Below are 19,012 nucleotides of genomic sequence, written 5' to 3'. Positions count from 1 at the left end.
GCACGAATGCGCAGCGCTGAGCCCAGATCCACAGCGCACGAGCGGCGAACGAGGCGGGCGAGGTGCGCGCCGAGGCCCCAGGCCGCGGGCGACGGCGTCGCCCGCGCGGCGCGCGCGCTCGCTCTCCGCGGGGACGCCGCCGCGGTCGCCCCTGCCCCTGCGCGCCGCATCGTGATATCCGGGGAGCAGTGAGGACGCGCGTCGCGGGCTCCGTCGCGTGCATCGCCGCAAGCCTGGCGACGCTCGCCTTGCTCTCGCGCGAGGCGGAGATCCCCCTCGCGAGGGCGCGGCGCGGGATCGCGCGGCCCTTGCTCCACACCGTCGCGCCGGATGACGAGGAGATCGACGGCGTCGGCTGCGACCCGAACGCCCTGGACCGCGGCATCGCGGTGCCGACCGGGGCGCCGACGTCGCTCGGCTGCGAGCAGGCCCGCGCCATCGTGGCCCAGGCCCGCACCACGCTGGCCGCCCCGCCGCTCCGCGTCGATCCCGCAAAGTTTGCCGAAGCGACCTCCGACTGGCTGGATCCGCACGGGCTGTGGTCGGTCGCCCCCGACACGCCCGTGGGCGCCTCGCTGCAGCGGGAAGCCGCCGCGCTCCTGGACGAGCTGCAGGCGCCCGTGGGCAGCGGGCCGTGCGCGGCGGCGCTGCGCGTCGGGCAGGAGCTCGCCCGGTGGTCGCGCGAGCTCGAGACGCTCTTCGATGACGGCTACCGGCGCGGCCTGGCCAGCCCGCCCGCGACCCACGCCGCGGCGTGGGAGCTGGTGTCGTCGGCGCCGTTCGAGGACGGCGAGGTGACGCGCAGCGCCCGGGATCTCGCGCGCAAGCTCGGCCGGGAGGTCGGCGGGCTGCGCGCGCATGTCGGGGAGCCGCTCGCCCGGTACGTGGACGCCGTGCGCGAGCGGGCGGCGCCCTCGATGAGCGAGGACGGCTGGGCGCGCACGGTGATCGCCGCCGCGGTGCGGGCCTACGTGCCCCAGCTGGACGCGCACGGCGCCTGGGCGCCGCTCGAGGAGGAGGTCTCCATCTACGATCTCGACCTCGAGGCGCACCCGCCGGCCCGGCTCTGGCAAGAGATGACGCGCACCTCGATCGGGGTGCGCATCGACCGCGGCGCGCTCGCGCCGCTCGAGGACGGGGACGTGGTGCTCCGGATCCAGGATCTGCCGATCTCCGGCATGAGCGTCGAGCAGGCCGAGCAGCTCGCCGTGCTGTCCGACGTGCACCCCGGGACGACCGCTCGCGTGGCGCTGCTGCGGCGCGGGGTCGCGGCGCCCCTCGAGCTGACCGTCGCGCCGCACCCGGTCGGACCGCAGCCGGCCGAGGCGGCGCCCTCGGAGCTGCCGCTCGATCTGGTGCGCTACGGGGACGGCAAGGTCGCGGTGATCGCCATCCCCGACGTGCCCGACGACCTCGGGGATCGGGTCGCGGCGGCGCTCCTCCGCGCTCGCGCGCAAGGCGACACGCGGGGCGTGATGCTGGACGTGCGCGCGAACGGCGGCGGCTCGACCGACGGCGCGATCGCCGCGCTCGGGCTGTTCCTGCCGGGCGTACCGCTGTTCCCGATGCGGCGCCGCGACGGCGGCGTCGAGGTGGAGCGCTCGCCCGAGGTCCCGGAGGAGCGCGGGTGGAGCGGGCCGCTCGCGGTGCTCGTCGACGGCGACTCCGCGAGCGCGGCGGAGATGATCGCCGGCGCGATCGCCAGCTACCGGCGCGGGGTGATCATCGGCGATCGGACGTACGGCAAGGGGTGCGCTCAGGAATACCTCGACGACGACGCCCACGTCGGCGTGCTGCGGCTCACGACGCTCCTCTACGCGCTCCCCGACGGCGCGCCGGTGCAGAAGGTGGGCATCGTGCCGCAGGTGCAGCTGTCGCTGCCGGCGACGAACGAGCGAGAGGCGCGCGTGGACCGGGCGCTCGGCCCGTGGCGAGGCCCCGACGTGCGCGATCTGCACCGCGTGCGCGACGTGCCCTGGCCGGCGCACGCAGGGCGGATAGGGCCCTGCCGCGACGAGACGGTCTGCCGCGCGCTGCGGTCGCTCGGCGCGGTGCCCGCGGCAGCGCGCTGACGCGCGTCAGCGCTTCCAGAACTTGCCGAGGAGGCCCCCCGCGGGCGTCGGATCGCTCGTCGTGCGGCTCCGCATCTCCTGCAGGCGGACCTCGCGGATCGCGTCGAGGTTCTTCGGGTTGAGCTCCGCCGCCAGGCGGAAATCGCCGATCGCCTTGTCGATCCTCCCCGAGCGCTTGAGGAGCATGCCGCGGTAGAAGAGCGCCCGCTCGTAGCGAGGCTCCTTCTCCAGGACGGCATCCAGCGTCTGGATCAGATCGTCGTAGTGCGCGCTCGTGGCCCCCTCCGCGAGCACGGGCGGATCGCCGCGCCGCTGCGCCTGGATCCAGACGAGCAACGTCATGTACTCGGGCTGCTCCGGGTCGGCGTTGAGCGCGCGCCGCGCGCGGGCCTCGGCGCCCGCGAGGTCGTTCTTCTTGAGCAGGATCTCGGCCTTCTGGAACTCGAGCGCGGCGTCGACGGCGCGGGCGATCCGCTGCTCGTCCTCGGCGGGGGGCGGGGCCTCCTTCGGCGCGCTCTGGTACTCGGCGCGCCGCTTCGGATCGCTCAGCGTCTGGTAGGCCTCGCTGATGCGGGCGAACACGCGCGCGACGAGCGGCTTGACGTCCTGGAGCTCCGCCGGCGTCCGGTCGGGGTGCCACCGCTTGGCGAGCGCGAAATAGGCGCTCTGCACGCGCTCCGGAGGGGCGTCCTCCGCGACGCCGAGCATCTCGAAGAAGCCCTCGCCGTCGATCGACGCGGCGCGCGCCTCGATCTCCGCGCGGCGCGCGGCGAGCTCGGGGTTCGGCGCGGCGCGCGGCAGCGGCGGGAGATCGGGCGCGAGCGCCGCCGGTCCCTGCGGCTTCGCCGGCTCCGCGGCGCGCGCCGGCGGCACGGGCGACGGCGCCTCGGCGCGCCCCGCCCCTCGCGCGGCCCTGCCCTCCGGGCCGACCGCCGCCATCTTGACGGTGGGCGCCTGCGGGGGCGGCGGCGCAACGCGGGCGCCGGCGAAGGTCGGCGCAGGAGGCGGCCTCAGCGCCTTCGGATCCACGCCGCGGTAACCGCCGCCCGGATCACCGCCGGACGCGCGCGCGTCGAAGGGCGCCGCCGGGCTCGGGGTCGGCGCGCCGGTCCACGACGCCGCCTCCGGCGCCGCGGCCGGGGGTGGCGCCGTGGAGCGGCGCGGGGCGACCGGGACCCCAGCGCGCCTGCTGGACGGCGCCGCGACGTCGTCGGGCTGCCGCTGCGGTGCGCGGCCTTCGGCCTCGCCCCGCGCCGGGCGTGGACCGGGCATCGTCGAGCCCGTCGAGCCCACGGTGGCGCGCGGCGAGCGCGCCGCCGCGCCGGAGGGCTCGCGCGTGGGCGCTGGCCCCGCCTCGGCCGGGGGCGCGCCAGCGGCCCGCTCCCTGCCGGGCCCGGCGGGACCGCCGACCCCGACAGGGCGCCGGCCCGGCGCGCCGAGATCGAGGTGCCGCGTGATCGCGAGCGCATAGATCATCAGCCGCACGACGCGCTCCTGCGCGACGCCGGCGGCGAGCAGCTCGGCCAGCGTCATGCGCCGCATCCGCAGGAGATCCACGATGGCCGCCTCGTCGCGATGGAGCTGGAACCGCTTCAGCTCGGCCTCGACGTGGAGCCCGAGCTGCCGGTTCTGGATCCGGTCCAGGGTCGTGTCGATCAGCGGATCGTCGGCGTGGAGCCGGACGCCCGCCATGATCACCGCGAGGGGCTCGCACCCGATGAGCTCCGGACCGCCGTAGGACGACAGCAGGTTCTGGGCGTCGTAGTAGGCGTAACGCGTCGCGGGCGGGAGATCGTAGAGCGCGACCAGCTTGCGCACGAGCTGCTCGCGCAGCACGCCGGACACCGTCTCCCTGTCGAGCAGGCCCCGGGAGACGAGCAGCCGGCCATGCAGCACCCGTCGCTTGGTGATGTCCCGGAGCGTCTCTCGCAGCGTCGCCTCGTCCAGGAGGCCGAGATCGAGGATCACCCGATCGAGCGGGGCGATGATCGTCCCGGTCCAGATCTTGGCGGGCACGCCGTCGCTGAAGAAGATGCCGTGGCGGACGCCGTCGGGGTCGATGAAGCACGTCGTGCCGGTGAGGCGCCGGTCGAGCATGTACACGAGCAGGTGGACGAGCGGCGTGCGCGCGAGCGTGCCCTCCGCGGTCGGCGGGTCGCCCGGCAACGACAGCACGGCGATCGGACCGGCCATCGCCGACGGAGGCAGATCAGACACGGGGTTGCGCTCGCGCCGCTGCGGCGGATCTCCCCAGCCGCGGGTGCGCACCGACGGCGGCCGCGCGCTCTCCTCGGGGACCTCGTCCGGATCGCTGTCTGTCTGCACCGACCACGACTCCTCTCCATGAGCGCCCGGGGCGGGCGAGGTTGGGTCCGCCACCGCGGCGGGCTCCAGATGCGGCGGATCGGGCCAGCGCGCCGTCGTGCGCCCTGACCGCAAGGGCGGAGACAGCCTGCCGGACGGCGCAGGCGGCAGATCCGCGAGCATCCTGGCCTCCGCGCCGTCGTCCGGCAGCCCACCGAACGTGGCCTCGGGCGGCGAGGCGGGCCCGCGGGCGGCGTCGCTGGCCCGCGGCTGCGTCCTCCGGCTCGCCGGCGCGTTGGTCATGGGCAGCGTGGGCGACGAGGGCCGCGTGATCTGCTGCTGCGGCGGCATGCGCAGGTTGCCGAGCGGCGACGCCGGCGCGTTGCGGATCGGCGGCGACTCGGCCGCGAGCACCGGCGAGCGGAGCGACACCTGCGGCGCCTCCTGGATCGCCGCGTGGGCGCGCATCGACGCGGCGGCGGGGTCGTCGCTCGTCGCGACGATCCGGCGGATGTGCCGCGGCGGCTCGCCCTGGCGAGGCCGCTCGGCGAGATCGACCTCGAGCGCGCGCGGGATGGGACCGCCGGCGGCGTCGAGCACCAGCCGGACGCGCGGCTGCGAGTAGCGGGCCGGGTGCGCCGGCGTCTGCACGACGAGCGCGACCTCCCCGGTCGAGAGCTCCACGAGCGTGCCGGTCGGAAAGATGCCGAGCGCGCCCACGAGCAGCCGCAGCACCGCGCGGTCCGCCGGATCGGCCGCCTCCCGCTCGAGCTTGGCGATGGCCTCGTCGGCGGAGAGCGGCGCCTCGCCCGGGGCCGGCGTCAGGAGGTCGTTGAACGCGCGGGCGGTCGCGAGGATCCGCGCCTGGAGCGTCGGCTGGCGGAGGCCGCGGTAGACCGGGCCGAGCGCCGGCTGGCGGCGCACCCAGTGCGCCTCGTAGGCCACGACGGTGCGCATCACGCTCGGCTCGTTGACGAGGCCGAGCGCGGTCAGCACGACCGCCGTGCCCGCCGGGACGTCCGCCTCCTGCTGTTCGCTCAGCTGCGGGACGAGCCCGCCCGAGCCGCTCGTCGCGACGCCCGTGAGGCGCGGCCGGGCGATGTCGAAGAGCAGCGCCGCCATCGAGAGCCGCTGGAGAAGGACGACGTCGCTCGTGATCTGCCGCGCCATCGCGAGGCTCAGGATCGCGGTGTTCACGGCGCGCCCGGCGTCGTCGTGGTTCTGGTTGCGCAGCGCGGTGACGCCCAGGAAGGCCGGCGTCTCGTTCGCGGAGAGGTCGACGAGGCGCTGCGTGATGCGCTTGACGCCCTGCCGCAGGGTGTACCGGCCGCGCCGCAGGTCGTCGTAGAACCGGCGGATGATCACGATCGCCGTCGCGTAGGTGCGCACGATCGCGGAGGTCTCGTCGCCCTCGCGATCGATCGCCACCTCGCGGCGGAGCACGGCCTCGTCCACGGCGCGCAGGCGGACGCGCGGCGACGGGCGGTCGGCGAGCGCCGGCTTGCTGCTGCGGAGGGCCTCGGCGAGCGCGGAGGCGAGGGCGTAGAGATCGCTCGCGCGGACGTCCTTGGCGACGCCGATCTCGGAGTAGCCGCAGCGGCCGAGGACGTCGCCGAGCTCGAGCGCGCCCTCGTAGACGGCGCGGTTCGCCTTGAGGAGCTGCCCGGAGACGAACACCGAGCCGCGGGTGAACAGGATCGAGACGTTGTGACCGGAGCGCTGGCCGAAGTCCTGGACGAGCGAGACCGTCTCCTCGACCTGCCGCACCATGGCCTGGTTGTCGATCGCGTGCAGCGTCGAGAGCTTCACCAGCCGGAAGAGGGCCTGCACCACGCTGGCGGCGAGATCGCGCGCCTGCTCGCGGCGGATGTTCTCCGACACGTTCTGGCTGATGACGTCGACCTGGGGCGCCATCACGGGACCTCCCCGGCGGTCGAGATCCGCTTGCCGAGGCGCGCGGCGATGGCCTCGGCGGCGGCGCCCGCGGCGTCGCGCAGCGCCTGGCTGTTCCAGGGCCGCCGCTTCGTGGCGGCGAGCGCGGCGTCGAGCGCCTCCTGCGAGCGCGCCTCGCGGCCGAGCAGCTCGGCCGAGAGGCAGCGGGTCTGCTCCGCCGCGTCGTCGGCGAGGAGGCCGTGCCGCTGGAGCAGCTCGACGGCGACCGACTCGCCGCGCGCCGGGTTGAGCGTGTAGAGCGCGCCGAGGAACTCGCGCCGCTCGTCGAGCGTGAGCTGGTGGAACGAGCTGTCCTGCACGCGGCGGACGAGCAGCGGGCCGGCCGCGCGGACCTGGTGGTGCGCCAGCGTGCGGAGCGCCGCGACGCGCACGTCGGGCGGCGCCGACTCGGCGAGCGAGAGCAGCTCGTCCCGGATCTGCTCGGGGCTCGTCGCGAGGTGCGCGATCGCCTCGCAGCGGAGCGCCGCGTTCGCGCACCCGGAGAGCCGCTTCAGCGCGCCCAGGGCGCCCTGCGTCCGCGACGCGGCGAACATCTTGAGGATCGGGCGGGCCACGTCGAGATCCAGCGTCATGAGCGCGTCCACGACCCCCTCCTCGTGCCCGGGCAGCGTCCGCTCGACGTGGCCGAGCAGCGCGCGGCGCAGCGCCTCGTGGCCGGTGTGCCCCACGACCTCCATCGCGACGGGCAGGGTCTCGCTGCCGAGCTTGTTCAGGATGGGCGCGAGCCGCTGCGCGACCAGATCGAGGTCCACGGGGGCGGGCTGCGCCGCGCCGCCGGGGGCGGACGTCATGACGACGCGCGTCGCCTCGCGGAGGAGCAGCCGCACCGTGTCGGGCGGGAACATCCCCCGGGCGAGCTCCGTCGCGAGCGCGCCCCCCTGCTGCCTGGGCGCGAGCGCGTCGAGGGCCTTCTCGATGGCGTCGTGCATCCCGAAGAGCACCTCGAAGCGGCGCGCGAGGATGAGATCGCGCGCCGAGGCGGCCATCGGCTCGGTCACGAGCTCGACGTCCTTGTACCGCCTGGCGTTCAGGAAGGCGTCGGCCACGACCTCGACGAAGCGCTCGCTCCAGCGGTCCGGGCTCATGACGAGCTGCGTGCCGAGCGCGCGCTGCGCGACCGGGTCGAGCGCGAGCGCGCTCGCGGCGCGGCGCGCGGCGCGCAGCGCGGCGGCGTCGGTGTCGATGACCATCGCCGCCGCCTCGGCGCGGTTCGCCTTCTCCTCGGCGGCGCGCCGGGCCATGCCCTCGAGGTCGTCGGCCTCGTGCCAGAACTGCTCGCGATCGGCCGCGTCCCCCTCGACGAAGATGCTCACCACGTCGTAGCGCACGTGCTCGAGGCGGCGCTCCCACAGGGCGGCCGCGACGTCGTCCTCGGGCGCGAGGTCGCGCAGCGGATCGAGCAGCAGCACCTCGCAGAGGGCGCGCAGCTCGTCCTCCGTGATGCCAGGGAGCAGCTGGACGCGCCGCACGCCGGCCGCGAAGAGGTTGTACGGGACGAGGTCGAGCGGGTGCGACGGCTCCCACACCGTCCGCCGGCGATGCTCGAAGGCGTACGGCGTCAGCGTCCAGTAAACGAGGCTCCCGTCCGCGCGCAGCGCCTCCACGATCGCCTGGAAGGTCGCGCGGAGCTTGTTGTCCGCGTCCGGGTGGGTCCAGCCGTAGTGACGCACCGCCGGGAGCAGCCGCTCCATGCGGCGGAACACCTCGGTGAGCCGCGTCACCGCGGGATCGTCCGGCTCCGCCTCACCCGGCTCGTCCTGGGGCACGGGCTCCTCCGCCGCCCGCATCCCGACGGCCGTGGGCGAGTCGTCCGGCGGGGGGCGCTTCGTGCTCTGCGGCGAGGAGCGGCGGGGCAAGGACGCGCCGACCTCCTCGAGGACGCGCAGCACCTCCTGCCGCATCTGCGCGGCCGACTCGAAGCGGTTGCGCTTGTCCCAGGCGAGCGCCTTGTCGACGAGGCCGATGACCGAGGCGGGCAGCTCGGGCGCGATCCGCGCGAGCGACGGCGCCGGCGTCGTCGCCGCGAGGATGAACGCCTCGTTGTCCGAGCGCCCCTGGTGGAGGCGCTGCCCGCTGAGCACGGCGTACAGGGTCGCGCCGATCGAGAAGAGATCCGCCCGCCCGTCGACCCCCTCGGTCAGCCCCATCGCCTGCTCGGGCGCCATGAACGAGGGGGTCCCGAGCGCCGTGCCCGCCTTGGTCTTGTCGCCGGGCGCGCCGCGCATCCTCGCCACGCCGAAGTCGAGCAGCTTCACCACGTTGTCCTTCGTGATGAAGATGTTCGCGGGCTTCAGGTCGCGGTGGACGATGCCCTCCGCGTGGAAGCTCTCGAGCGTGTGGAGCACCTCGCCCGCGATCCAGAGCGCCTCGGCGACGGGGAGCTTCCGGCTCTTGCGCTTCCAGAGCTGCTGGACGGTCTCCCCGTCGAGCAGCTCCATCACGAGGAACGGCTCGTCCTGCTCGGTGATGTCGTCGTCGAGGATCGCGACCCGGCCGGGGTGATCGATCTTGTTGGCGACGTAGCCCTCGCGCAGGAACCGCTCGCGGATGCCGACGTCGCGCGCGAACTCGGCGTGCAGGATCTTCAGCGCGGCGCGCGAGCCGTTCCGGTGGTGGGTGGCGGCGTACACGGAGGCCATGCCGCCCACGCCGAGGAGCGAGTCGATCCGCCACTTGTTCTTGACGGTCATCCCGAGGCGGGCGCGCGCCCGCTGCTTCTCGTCCGGCGCGTCCGTGACTTCCGAGGGCGGAGGGATGACGGACTCGGGGAGGACGCCACGTGAGGTCATTCGGCCACCGGAAGGCGGGAAATCGTATCACCTCCCCGCCCGCCCCAGGTTCCGGATTTCGGCGGGCGGGCGGTGAGCCTTACCGTTTCCTGGCGCCAGGCAGGCGCAGGGCGATCGCTGGCACGGTAGCTCTCTCCACCCGCCGGGCGTCCGGCCAGGGGTGCGATCGCCGCACGGGCGGCGAGCCGGCCGGGATCACGAGGGCGGACCGCCGGCCGACGTCGGGGGGGTCGCGGGCGCCGCCGCCGGCTTGACGTTGGCCTGTCCAGCCTCCACGGACGCACGTCACGAGGCGCCGAGCGAAAGCTCGATGGCCAGCGCGTCCACCAGCGAGCGCAGCACCGCCGTCATCCGCGCCACGCGGTCCGGGTCGAGCGCCGGGCGGCGCCGATCGCCGGGCGAGCACACGAGCGCCCGGGCCAGCTCGATCTGGATCGCGTCGACGCAGGGCGCGGCGTGGCGGAGCACGGAGTAGCCGCCCGGAAACGGCGCCTCGACGCCGACGGAGAGCCCATGGTCCCGCGCCGCGCGCGCCAGGGCGTCGCGCACCGCCGGGCGCGCGCATCGGCCGTCTCGGGTCCCGAGCACGACGTCCGGCGCGTCCTTCCGGCCTCCGTCGGGGTACGTGTGGACCGCGAGGAGGGCGGCGCGGCCGTGGCGCGCGCACGACGCCGCGAGCTCGGCGGCGACGGCGTCGTGGTACGGCGCGAAGACCTCTGCGAGGAGCGCCTCGACCTCGGCGCGCGATCGCCGGCGCTCCCACCACATGACGCCGGCGCACGAGAAGCGGCGCACGTCGCCGAGCCCCGGCGGGAGCTTGTCTTCATAGGGCGTCGGCACGCGCGGCTCCGAGTTGAGATCGACGACGTAACGGCTCGCCGTGGCGACGACGCGCCGCACGCCCCTGGCCTCGAGCCCCTCGCACACGGCTGCGGCGCCCACGTCCGAGTCGGCCCAGGGCGCGCCCGCGTCGAGCGCGATCGAGGGGAGGCCGAGGCCCCGCGCGGTGAGCGGATCGAGCCCGAGGCCCGCGTGGGGGACCTCGACAACGACGGGGCCGGGCGCATCGGGGCCCAGGATCTCGAAGTGCGGAGCGGTCATCCTGCCAGGCGCCGGAGTGTGCCGGAGGACGTGTCGTCGCGAGGGGCGAGCGCGTGATGCGCGTGGCGCATGCGGCAGGAGGATACACCGGTCCGGCGAGCGCTCCTCCGCCGCAGAATGCAACCGGCAACCCCGCCCCCCTTGACGTGGTGCGGGAGGGCTAGCGACACTCCTAGGTCGGCGGTCCTCGTGTCCATGTGTGATTCCCCGTGAGCGACAACACGTCCATCGCCCAGGCCCTCGCGAAGCTCGACGAGGCCATGCGCCCGAGCCTCGGCGGCAGCGCCGACCCAGCGCGGCGCCGGGTCGCCCAGCGCCTCGCTCAGCTCGCGCGCTGCGAGGACGAGGACCTGCCGGCGTTCTCGAAACGTCACATGCCCGGGCGCACCGTCGAGGAGTCCGCGCTCCGCGCGGCCCGGGACCTCTTGCTGGCGATCGGCGGCATCGCGGAGATGGAGGAGGGCGGGCCCGACGCATGGGCGGCGCTCGCCGAGGTGAAAGGGCTCCTGGAGCGCCGCCTGGCCGAGGCGAAGGGGGCGGCGCTGACGCGCAAGGCCGAGGCGGCAGAAGCGGCCGCGGGCCCGCCGCCGCACGTCGCGTCGACATGGCCGCAAGGGACGGCGGCGCCGCTGGCAGGGCCGCTCTCGCCGCCTGCGCTCGCACTGAGCCCCTCGTCCGATGTCGCCCCGGCGCCCGCCGGTCCCGTCCCGTTCTCCGCGCCGACGCCGGCCGCCGTGGGGCCGCTGCCGTTCACGCCCGCCCCCGCAGCGGCGCCGACGCCCGCCGCAGCGGCGCCGGCGCCCCCGCTGGCGGATGCCACGCTGCCGCCCACGCCGCTGCAGGTCTTGGGCGCGCTGCCTTTCGCGTCCACGACGAGCCCGCTCCCGTTCGCGGCCAGGGCGGGGTGGGACCGTCCCACGCCGTCGTCCTCGGCGCCCCGGTACGATTCGGTGCTGCCGTTCCGCCCTCCCCCCTCCTCGGCGGCGCAGGCCTCCGCCTCGGCGCCGCCGCCGGCGGCGCCGGCCGCAGCTCCGCGCGAGGAGCGCGCCTCGATGGGTCCCGAGCTCACGTCCTGGCGCGCGCCGCCCCAGACCAGCCCCGCAGCGCCGTCTTCGGGCGTGGGCGCTGCCGCCAGCATCGCCCCGCTCACGCTGGAGCAGTATGCGGGGATGGTGGTGGCCTGCGAGCTCTATCCTCTCCATGCCCAGAACACCCAGAGCCGATATGGTGTGAGGACCCCGGACGAGCGGGTGGCGCTCGACCGCTTCTGGCAGGCGCGGCTCTCGGCCGATCCGGCGCTCGCCGAGCAATGGGAGCGCATGCGGGAGAACGCGCGGAGGTACTTCCGCCAAGGCACCTGACCGCCGGCCCCACGGCCTCGATGGCGCGCCGCCGGGTTACGGGCGCGGCGTGAGCGGTTGACACGAATCGAGGCCCGGCCGAGACTCTCCGTTCCCACTCCCCGCGTCGCAAGAGGCAAGACATGCCCACCGCGCTCTACTCTCTCGCGTGCTCGAAGCTCGAAAACATCTCCTTCGTCGGGTTCCGCGGCAAGGAGGAGATATCTCGGCCGTACGAGTTCGAGCTGTTCTTCACCGTCCCTGTCGGCACGGCTGTCCAGGATGCGGTCGGCGAGCGGGCCAAGCTCACGATCAGCCGCGGCGAAGACGCGGTCCCGGTCGTGTTCCACGGCGTGATCGCGGGGACGCGGCTGCTCCACCAGACGGCCGAGCGCGCCCTGTACCGGGCGCTGCTCGTCCCCAAGCTCTGGATGCTTCGTCACTTCTGGCGGAGCTTCATCTTCACCGACAAGCAGGTGGACGAGTTCCTGACCGACACGCTGAAGGCCGGCGGCCTGAGCACGAGTGAATTCCGGTTCTCCGTTGTCGGCACGTACCCGAAGGAGGAGTTCGTCGCGCAGTACCGCGAGACCCTCCTCGACTTCTTCCACCGGTGGTGCGAGCGCGAGGGCCTCTACTATTATTTCGAGCAGAGCGACGACAAGCCGAGCGAGGTCCTCGTCATCGCGGACAGCCGCGAGCTCCACGACGACTTCCCGGGCGGCGGCCACGTGAGGTACACGCCGATCCTGGGCGACGACGTCACGGCGCCGCCCGGGCTGCATTCGATGGAGGCCGACGTGCGGTGGCTCCCGAAGACGGTCACCATCGCCGACTACAACTACGCGAACCCGTCGGCTTCCGTGAAGAGCGACAGCGACGTGACCGAGCGCGGCGTCGGGACGATCCGGGAGTACGGCGCTCGCGTGTTCGGCGAGAGCGACGCCAAGCGCATCGCGACGGTGCGGGCCGAATCCATCGGCTGCCGCGAGCGCACGCTCCGCGCGGCGGGCAGCGCTCTCGGGCCGCGGTCAGGCTACCGCTTCACCATCGACGACGGACCGGACGACCTCGCAGACAGCTGGCTCGCCGTGGAGGTGGAGCACGAGGGCTCCCACGCGGGCGTGACGCCCGAGGTGGTCCGCATGACGGGCATCAAGGGCACCGACACGTACAAGATGAAGCTCTTCGCCGTGCCCGCGAGCGCACAGTACCGTGCGCCGCAGTCGACCCCGTGGCCGCGGATCTACGGCTTCGAGAACGGGGTCGTCAGCGGCCCGGCCGACAGCCCCTATGCCCAGATCGACGCCGACGGCCGGTACCTCGTCCGCTTCGAGTTCGACACGAGCGATCTCCCCGACGCGCAGGTGTCGACGCGCGTCCGGATGCTCCAGCCGCACGGCGGAGAGAACGAGGGTTTCCACTTTCCCCTGCGCAAGGGCACCGAGGTGATGGTCGGCTTCCTCGGCGGCGACCCGGACCGGCCGTTCATCGCGGGCGTCGTGCCCAACGCGCACAAGCCGAGCGTCGTCAAGGAGCGCAACCGCACGCAGAACGTGATTCGCACGGGCAGCAACAACCAGATCGTGATGGAGGACGAGCAGGGGAAGGAGTTCATCTTCATCCAGTCCCCCAACAAGAGGACGGGCATCTACCTCGGCCATCCCTCCGGCGATCAATCGAAGATCTTCACCGGGGACGGCGACCAGCCGACGAGCTGGTACTTCACGAACCCCGGCGCCGCGGCGACCGGCGACACGAACGCAGGGGTCGACGTCGGCGTGAGCCTCTGGCAGACCACCGACGGCAACTCGGGCCTCTTCGTCGGCGGAGACTCCTGGGTCAACGTCTGGGGAACGCAGAACTGGTTCGTGTACGGCGCCGTATCCCACGGTTACCTGTCGACGTTCACGCTCGACATCGGCGCCGACTCGAACGAGAAGTACCATGCCCGTCGAAATACGGAGATCACCTCCGGCCGGACCGACAAGGTCCTGGCCGGCGGCATGGTGCAGGATATCCACGGCGGGCTGACCCAGACGATCGAGCCTGGAGGGAAGTCGACGGTCACGGGCGGATGGGAGCACAACGTGACGGCGACGAACACCGACCACTACGGGACGTGGGTGTCCAACATCGACAACAGCTGGACCGCGACCGTCGGTCAGGCCATCTCGGTCACCAGCACGGGCGCGAGCATCGAGATCAAGGCCCCCGCCGGGAACGTCGACGTGAAGGGCCTCGGGGGCCACTGCAACCTCCAGGGCTCGGACAGCATCGAGCTCACGGCGCCCAAGGTGACGGTCAACGGCGTCGACGTGCAGGTGAAGAGCACCAAGTGGTTCGACTGGTATACCCACAAGGGCGCCGCGGGCGTCCTCAAGCTGGACGAAGCGGCGATCTATCAGTCCGCCTATGGCCTGAAGATCGACACCGTCGGGGTCAAGGTCGAGAACGAGTTCTGCAAGAAGATCACGGGCGGGATGTTCATGCGCGCGTACGCGATGTCGAAGAAGACTGCCCTGTTCGGCATCGCGGACTACGCCATCGGAATCTGGAACGGCGCGTTCAAGAAGGAGTGACTGGCCGGTGAAGGTCTGCAAGCCACTCAAGATCCCGATCCTGACGCGCGTGATCGAGCACCTGCGGAGACCCCAGTTCCACGTCGCCGCGATCATCGGCTTCCCCCTGGACCGCCCGCGGGCGCTCCTCGACGAGCTCGCGTTCTGGCCGGCGGTCACCCGCGATCTCGGGATCGCCGTGCTCGACGAGGGGATCTCCAAGGCTCGCGGGGAGCTGCTCGTCGCCGGACGCTGCTGCACCCCCGGCGGCCGGCCCCTGACGGCGTCGTACGTCCGGGCAAAGGTGGGCGCGATCGACAAGAAGCTCATGGTGATGGGCGATCGCCACCGCCAGTTCGGCTTCGCCACGGAGCCGAAGCCCTTCGCGGAGATGCCCGTCGACTGGGCGCACGCCTACGGCGGCAAGGACTATCCGCGGAACCCCTACGGCATCGGCGCGGAGGACATCGAGCGCGACGGCAAGCGCGTGCGACCGCTGCCCAACATCGAGCCGCTCGGCGGCCTCCTCGGCTCGAACAGCGGCCAGCCCGAGTCCTTCGCGCCGATGGACATGAGCTTCGCGCCGCGGCGCGCGCGGGCTGGGACCTTCGGGCGCGACTACGTCGAAAAGTACGCGCCGGGCCTGCCCCCCGACCACGACCCCACCGTGTACAACGCTGCGCCCGAGGACCAGTGGCTCCCCGGTTTCTGGCGGGGCGACGAGCGCTTCCTGGTGGAGAACATGAACCCGTCGAGCCCCCGGATCGAGGGAGAGCTGCCGGGCCTCGTGGCGCGGGCGTTCGTGACCCATCGAACGGCGGACGGCGAGCGCTTCGTCGAGATCGGCCTTCGCTGCGACACGGTCTGGCTCTTCCCCACGGCCGGGATCGGCGCCCTGATCCTGCACGGCTGGAGGCTCGTCGCCGACGACGATGCGCGCGACATCGTCCACCTCGTCGTCGCGTGCGAGGAGCCCGCCGCGCCCCGGCCCATCGAGCACTACCAGCAGGCCCTCGTGCGCAGGCTCGACAAGGACAAGGGGTCGCTGAACGATCTGAGCGACAGCGACCTCATGCCCGCGCGCGCGTCCGGCGTGGTCGCCAACATGGACCTCGGGCCGATAGGCCAGTGGCTAAGGCCGGACCTGATCGCGATGCAGAACGAGCGGCGCGGCGCCGAGCGCCGGCGCCAGGAGCGCGTGGCCGAGTGCGAGGCGCAGGGGATCGATCCGGCGCTGTACGGCCTCGCCGAGCCGCTCCCGGCCGTCGCGCTCCCGCCGACGGACGACCTCGACGCCATGGCGCAGTACCTCCTCACGATCGAAGCGCAGGTGGCCGAGGAGGAGGAGAAGGCGAAGAAGGCCGCGGAGGACCTGAAGGCGGAGCACCGGGCAGCGATGGGCGCCGCCGGGTTCGACCCGGCCGCGGAGCAAGGCGAGCTCACCGGCGGTCCACCGACGTTCCGCGCGGAGGCGCACCTCCGACAGCAAGCCGAGCTCGCGAGGGTCGCGCGGGCGGCCGGCGAGCCGGACCTCGAGCTCGAGGCGAAGCTCGCGAGCCGCGCGTTTCACGAGGAGCTCCTCCGGCTCGAGGCGCTGACGCGCACCGGGTACCAGCAAACAGCCCACCTCGCGCCCGCGGCTCCACCGATGACGGAGGAGGCGGTGGAGATCGCGCGCGCGTTGATCCAGGTGGCGCGGGACGCAGGCGAGCCCCTCGCGGACCGCGACCTCACCGGCGCGGATTTCCGCGGGATGGACCTCACCGGCATGGACTTCTCGCGGGCGTTCCTCGAGGGCGCCGATCTGCGCGACGCCGACCTCTCGGGCGCCATCTTCGAAGGCGCCGTGCTCACCCGGGCCGACCTGCGCGGCGCGCGCCTCAAAGGCACGCGGCTCGTCGGCGCCAACCTCGGCGCCGCGAACCTCGAGAGGGCCTCCTTCGAGGGCGCCGATCTGTCGCAGGCCGTCCTGATGGGCGCGCGCGTGGAGGGCGCGAGCTTCGCCCGCGCCACGCTCACGGGCGCCGACGTGCTCGAGACGAGGTGGATCGGCGTGGACCTCGCGGGAGCCCGGCTCGACCAGTGCACCTTCCTCCGGGCCGATTTCACGGGATCGAACGTCACGGCCGCGCACCTCGTGCAGACGACGTTCATCGAGTGCCAGCTCGATCGTGTGGACTTCTCGGGCGCCGATCTCCAGCGCGCCTGCTTCGTCACCTGCAAGGGGGAGGAGGCCCGCTTCGTTCGTGCCCGCATGAGCGAGGCGGTGATCGGTCACAAGAGCGAGCTCCCGCGCGCCGACTTCACCGACGCCGTGATGGAGAAGTGCTGCCTGCGGACGACCGCGCTGCCCGGCGCGAAGTTCGTCGCCGCCAGGATGGTGATGGCCGATCTGTCGGAGTGCGACGCCAGCGCGGCCACCTTCGATCGGGCGATCCTGAGCAGCGCGCTGCTGATCCGGGCGCGGCTCGACGGCGCGTCGCTGCGCGGCGTGAACCTGACCGAGGCGATCCTGTCGAAGTCCAGGCTGGCCGGCGCTGATTTCACCGGCGCCCAGCTCACACGCGCGGACTTCAGCCGCGCCATCGGGGACCGCGACACGCGCTTCACCGACGCCGTCGTGAAGTTCACTCGCTTCGACCAAGGGGCAACGAGGCCCGCGCCGTGAACCGCGACCAGCTCATCGACGCCATCCGCCACGGCACGGTGGTCCAGGGGGACATCTCGGGCCTCGACCTCTCGGGCGCCGACATCTCCGGCGGCGTCTTCGACCGCGTGCGCTTCCCCGCGCGGATGGCCGGCGCGCAGCTCAAGGAGGCGAGCCTCAACGAGTGCGACCTGTCCGCGTGCGACCTCTCGGGCAGCGACCTGCACATGGCGACGGTCTTCCGCAGCAAGCTCGACGGCGTCAGCTTCTCGGGCGCGAAGCTGATCTGCGCGACCTTCGTCGAGTCGCCGGCGCCTCGGGCGAGCTTCGCCGGGTGCGAGGCGCCGCTCGCCACCTGGACGAACTGCGTGCTCTCGGGCAGCTCGTTCGAAGGAGCCAACCTCGACCGCGCCAACGTGCTCGAGTGCGGCCTCGACCGCACGGACTTCCGGCGCGCCAACCTCGACCGCGGGACGTACTACAAGCTGGACCTCGCGACGGCGCTGCTCGACGGCGCCAATCTCACGCTCACCACGTTCGTCGAGTCGAACCTCGGAGCCCGCTCCTTCGCGGGCACGAAGCTCTTCCGAACGCAGTTCATGCGCGGCAGCGTGGCCGGCTCGAGCTTCGCCGGGTGCGACGCGACCCAGTGCAACTTCACGGCCGTCGACATCGGGGGCTGCGACTTCTCGGCGGCCGTGCTGACCCAAGCGCTGTTCGGCCAGGCGCGCGGCGCCAAGGTCAAGTTCACGCGCGCGAAGCTCCAGAACGCCATCTTCGAGCGCGCGAACCTGCCCGGCGCGGACTTCGCGGACGTCGACCTGACGGAGGCTTACCTGGCGAAAGGGGCGTTTCCGGGCGCGCGCTTCGTCGGCGCGACGCTCAGCTACGCCGACTTCTCCCATTGCCAGCTGAACGGCGCCGACTTCAGCAGGGCTTCGATGTTTCGCACGAAGCTGCACCGCGCGGCGCGCGACGGCGCGGTCATCCCGGGCGGCGACTGGCTCGGCGACGACGCCGAGGTCGCCGCGCTGGAGGACTGGAAGGCGCGCCACGGGGCCGATCGGACGGCCCGCTGATCCCGAGGCAAGGCATGCACGCGACGAACGCCAAGAGACAGGAACTGCACGAGATCGCCCCGTACGAGGAGCGTCCCTCGCTCGAGCAGCTCGTCGACCTCGACGCGCGCCCGACGCCCGAGCCCCGAGGTGACGCCGGCAGAGCCGGCTTCAGCGCCGGCCCGCCAGCGCTCGCCTACGGCACCGCGCTGGACGGCGGCGAGCTCGCCGTCCAGCTCGACGGCGGTCCCCGTCCCGCGCGGCGGGCCAAGAGCTGCCTCGTCGCCGTCACGCCGGGCGACCGGGTCCTGTGCTCGGTCTCCGCCGACGCCGTGTACGTGCTGGCCGTGCTCGAGAGCGCCGGCGCCGGGCCGACCCGCGTGGTCGCGGACGGCTCCCTCGAGCTGCAAGCCGGCGGGGAGATCGCCATCAGCGGCGCCTCGCTCCTCATGCGCGCGAGGTCCGCGAGCGTCATGATCGAGGAGCTGAAGGTCCTCGGCCGCTCCGTCGAGGCGAGCTTCGCGGAGAAGGCGACGTTGTTCGCCGAGCGCGTCGAGTCGCGCGCCTCGCGCGTGCTCCAGCGGGCGAAGCAGGCGTTCCGCTTCGTGACCGACATCGAGCAGGCGCGCGTGGGCAACTACGACCTGCGCGCCGAGAACCTCGCCGCGATGCGCGGTGAGAACACCATCGTCTCCGCGCGGGTGCTCGCGAAGCTCGATGGCGAGCAGGTCAAGATTGGTTGAACGGTTCGATGGGATGAATGGAGGACGCGATGCTGGCAAAGACGCAGGCGGGTGGGATGAATTTCGCGTTTCCCGACGTGTGCTTGACCCCGACCCCAGCGGGACCGGTGCCCATCCCCTATCCCAACATCGCGCTCGAGCCGACGAACATCGCCTTCGTGCCGAACGTGCTCATCACCTGCGCGCCCGCTCACAACATGACGACGATCGCGCCGATGACCAACGGTGACAACGCCGGCGTCGCGTTGGGCGTGGCCTCGGGAACGGTGATGGCGCCGCAGCGGAACCTGACCGGAGCCTTCACCGTCATCGTCGGCTGCGCGCCAGTCACCCGGCTCACGAGCCTATCGATGCAGAACAGCACGGACGCGTTCGGCGCCAAGATCGTGCCCAGCGTGACGAACACCATCGTGCTGTCGCCGTGACGTGGGCGCGGCGCCGCGC

General features: G+C 73.2%; 10 protein-coding genes. 7 read left to right on the top strand and 3 right to left on the bottom strand.

The window, feature by feature from the left end:
- Window positions 1-188 precede the first annotated feature (188 nt).
- Window positions 189-2,072 carry a S41 family peptidase gene (locus tag WME95_RS04745; protein WP_437907206.1) on the top strand — a complete coding sequence of 628 codons (1,884 nt, stop codon included), beginning with the start codon at window positions 189-191 and terminating at the stop codon, window positions 2,070-2,072.
- Between the two features lie 6 nt (window positions 2,073-2,078).
- On the opposite strand, the gene WME95_RS04740 is transcribed toward WME95_RS04745, so the two are convergent.
- From WME95_RS04740 to WME95_RS04730, 3 genes are all read right to left on the bottom strand, one after another.
- On the bottom strand, window positions 2,079-6,290 hold the full coding sequence (locus tag WME95_RS04740; RefSeq protein WP_437910948.1) for a DnaJ domain-containing protein: 4,212 nt from the start codon (window positions 6,288-6,290) through the stop codon (window positions 2,079-2,081).
- Window positions 6,290-9,118 (bottom strand): protein kinase domain-containing protein, encoded by a 2,829-nt coding sequence (locus WME95_RS04735; RefSeq protein WP_437907205.1) that lies wholly within the window; start codon window positions 9,116-9,118, stop codon window positions 6,290-6,292. Before WME95_RS04735 ends, WME95_RS04740 begins: the two co-directional genes overlap by 1 nt.
- Window positions 9,119-9,403: 285 nt before the next feature.
- Entirely contained in the window at window positions 9,404-10,219 is an 816-nt protein-coding gene (locus WME95_RS04730) for an N-formylglutamate amidohydrolase (RefSeq protein WP_437907204.1), read from the bottom strand.
- A 209-nt stretch (window positions 10,220-10,428) separates the two neighbouring features.
- Between WME95_RS04730 and WME95_RS04725 the strand changes: the two genes are divergently transcribed.
- The 6 genes from WME95_RS04725 to WME95_RS04700 all read left to right on the top strand — a co-directional run bounded on the left by WME95_RS04725 (window position 10,429) and on the right by WME95_RS04700 (window position 18,993).
- Window positions 10,429-11,580, top strand: coding sequence for a hypothetical protein (locus tag WME95_RS04725; RefSeq protein ID WP_437907203.1), 1,152 nt, complete (start codon window positions 10,429-10,431; stop codon window positions 11,578-11,580).
- 122 nt (window positions 11,581-11,702) lie between these two features.
- Entirely contained in the window at window positions 11,703-14,141 is a 2,439-nt protein-coding gene (locus tag WME95_RS04720; protein ID WP_437907202.1) for a type VI secretion system Vgr family protein, read from the top strand.
- Window positions 14,142-14,148: 7 nt separating this feature from the next.
- The gene (locus WME95_RS04715; protein ID WP_437907201.1) at window positions 14,149-16,788 is read left to right on the top strand and encodes a DUF2169 family type VI secretion system accessory protein; all 2,640 of its coding nucleotides are present in this window, start codon (window positions 14,149-14,151) and stop codon (window positions 16,786-16,788) included.
- Window positions 16,785-17,846 carry a pentapeptide repeat-containing protein gene (locus tag WME95_RS04710; protein ID WP_437907200.1) on the top strand — a complete coding sequence of 354 codons (1,062 nt, stop codon included), beginning with the start codon at window positions 16,785-16,787 and terminating at the stop codon, window positions 17,844-17,846. The genes WME95_RS04715 and WME95_RS04710 overlap by 4 nt, the downstream gene beginning before the upstream one ends.
- A 14-nt stretch (window positions 17,847-17,860) precedes the next feature.
- Window positions 17,861-18,568 (top strand): DUF3540 domain-containing protein, encoded by a 708-nt coding sequence (locus WME95_RS04705; RefSeq protein WP_437907199.1) that lies wholly within the window; start codon window positions 17,861-17,863, stop codon window positions 18,566-18,568.
- 29 nt (window positions 18,569-18,597) lie between these two features.
- Window positions 18,598-18,993 (top strand): DUF4150 domain-containing protein, encoded by a 396-nt coding sequence (locus WME95_RS04700; protein ID WP_437555306.1) that lies wholly within the window; start codon window positions 18,598-18,600, stop codon window positions 18,991-18,993.
- Window positions 18,994-19,012 lie beyond the last annotated feature (19 nt).

Origin of the sequence: Sorangium sp. So ce327 (genome assembly GCF_051530205.1) — a bacterium.
Classification (GTDB): domain Bacteria; phylum Myxococcota_A; class Polyangia; order Polyangiales; family Polyangiaceae; genus Sorangium; species Sorangium cellulosum_B.
Note: the sequence above shows the minus strand (reverse complement) of the source record. Positions and strands in the feature narration are given on the sequence as shown.